Below are 1,831 nucleotides of genomic sequence, written 5' to 3'. Positions count from 1 at the left end.
TATGCTGAAAGGCAGTTTTTCACCGACTAACGGTCCAAAATCGCCCATTAAAAACTCACCGCCCTGAACGGGGACCATATTAGAGACCGATTTATCCACAAGTGCTTTAGCCGCTTTTTCACTCCCGGCGGTATTTCCCTGATCGCACCCGGTCAGTAAACCGGCAGCAACGGAAGCAACTACAATTAATTTTCTCATCTTATCACCTTAGCCATTGCATCATGCAGTCATTGTAAAAGTCGGGTGCTGATCATCAATCATGGCAAGATATTCTGACACCAGGATGTCTGGGGTACTAACGCTAACGTCTTTGCTTCGGTTAAACTGAGATATAGGGTAATAATGAAAAGATATTAATTATTTATTACGCAACGAAAAACATACTGCGGCCCAACACCATATTTTCCATAATCATCGTCTTTATCAATCTTCGGAATTGGTAATGCTGATTGCCTGAACATCGTTAAAGCATACTGGTTATCTCCACCTACAGCTCCACGCAAGACTTTTTTATTCCCGCTAGCTGGCCCCTGAGGATTATTTAAAGGAGAATGTTTATAGTAATCACGTGCGTACCAGTCATTAGTCCATTCTTTGCCACTTAACCCCATATCATATAGACCGAGAGGATTTGGTGGATATTTACCAATAGGATAGAATGGCAAATATAACCCGCCAGTGAATTTTTGCATTTCATCATATGTTGGATAATTTCTTCCATGTTCAATCTTCCCATTATCGGTTGCAAAAGGTAAAAACTTACCTTCTGAGCGCGCGGCATACTCCCATTGAGCCTCAGTAGGTAAATCAATTTTTTTACCTGATTGCTCTCCAAGCCATAAGCAATAATCTTTTGCCTGCTGCCAAGTTGCGCTTACCGAATAGTTATCTCCAAGAAGAATTGGATAGTCTTTGGTAAAAGGGCTAACAGGTGGTCGTTTTTTGCCTGTTATTCCAAGATACGCATTATAATCTTTATTAGTTACCTTATATTTTGAAATCATAAAATCACTAAGTATAACTTTATGTAATTCCTTGTCATCTTGCTGAATACTGAAGGGCACGTGCTCACCTACCAAAGGACCAAAATCCCCCATCAAAAACTCTCCACCTTTAACGGCATTCATGTTTGATATGGATTTTTTAACCAATTGATTTGCTAACTCTGATTTTTTTGAGGAATTGTCACAAGCAACAAGTGAGAAAATAATTAAAATGAAAATTTTTTTGTTATCACTATTTTTCATTACAACTCTCCCTCTGCCATCTGTGCATTTGAGTTATGACTCTCGTTAATCAACGCAATATACTGTTTCATCTCATCTTGAGGAATTGATTTAAATAGTTCATCAGGATCAACAGTGTCAGGAAGTCTTTCATAGAGAGTATGAAGATTTTTTTCGTATTGTGTCGAGTAACTCCCCATGAATCCGAACTCCGTCATCCCTAAAAAACCCAACAATGCTTGTTCATTGACCTTAGCATTCCCTTTTCCCGCAGCAGGTTTTGCCGTCATATGCTGCATCACATTATTATAATCAGCCTTACTCTGCACCCACTTGAAGCAAAGCATTATTGCTAGTTTCTGTCCCGCAAAAATCTTCAACATCCAGCGGCGAGGTACAGGAGGGAATGTCAAGCTGATAGCGATTCAGGGTGGTATTCATCAAACCGGAAAGGGTATTCTGTAACGTATCCGTCAGGCTCATATTTAATTACTCCATGTAAGATCCGACACGCTGAATGACAATGGGTTTTATCACCAATGAGCACCACTTTTTTACCATTGACAATCATCATTGATGACACAGAAATAGCTTTACTGCTGTGC

General features: G+C 39.7%; 2 protein-coding genes and 3 pseudogenes. All 5 read right to left on the bottom strand.

Annotation, left to right across the window (positions count from 1 at the left end; translation table 11 throughout):
- A pseudogene (locus BN3796_RS19690) lies at positions 1-198 on the bottom strand (formylglycine-generating enzyme family protein); the annotation flags it as partial.
- A 21-nt stretch (positions 199-219) separates the two neighbouring features.
- A pseudogene (locus BN3796_RS20900) lies at positions 220-291 on the bottom strand (hypothetical protein); the annotation flags it as partial.
- A 62-nt stretch (positions 292-353) separates the two neighbouring features.
- Positions 354-1,247 carry a formylglycine-generating enzyme family protein gene (locus BN3796_RS00010; protein ID WP_061706421.1) on the bottom strand — a complete coding sequence of 298 codons (894 nt, stop codon included), beginning with the start codon at positions 1,245-1,247 and terminating at the stop codon, positions 354-356.
- Positions 1,247-1,609, bottom strand: coding sequence for a hypothetical protein (locus BN3796_RS00005; RefSeq protein ID WP_073885019.1), 363 nt, complete (start codon positions 1,607-1,609; stop codon positions 1,247-1,249). Before BN3796_RS00005 ends, BN3796_RS00010 begins: the two co-directional genes overlap by 1 nt.
- Positions 1,610-1,635: 26 nt before the next feature.
- Positions 1,636-1,831, bottom strand: a pseudogene (locus BN3796_RS20895) (hypothetical protein); the annotation flags it as partial.

The sequence above is a fragment of the Pseudenterobacter timonensis genome, assembly GCF_900021175.1.
In the GTDB taxonomy this organism is placed as follows: Bacteria; Pseudomonadota; Gammaproteobacteria; order Enterobacterales; family Enterobacteriaceae; genus Enterobacter; species Enterobacter timonensis.
Note: the sequence above shows the minus strand (reverse complement) of the source record. Positions and strands in the feature narration are given on the sequence as shown.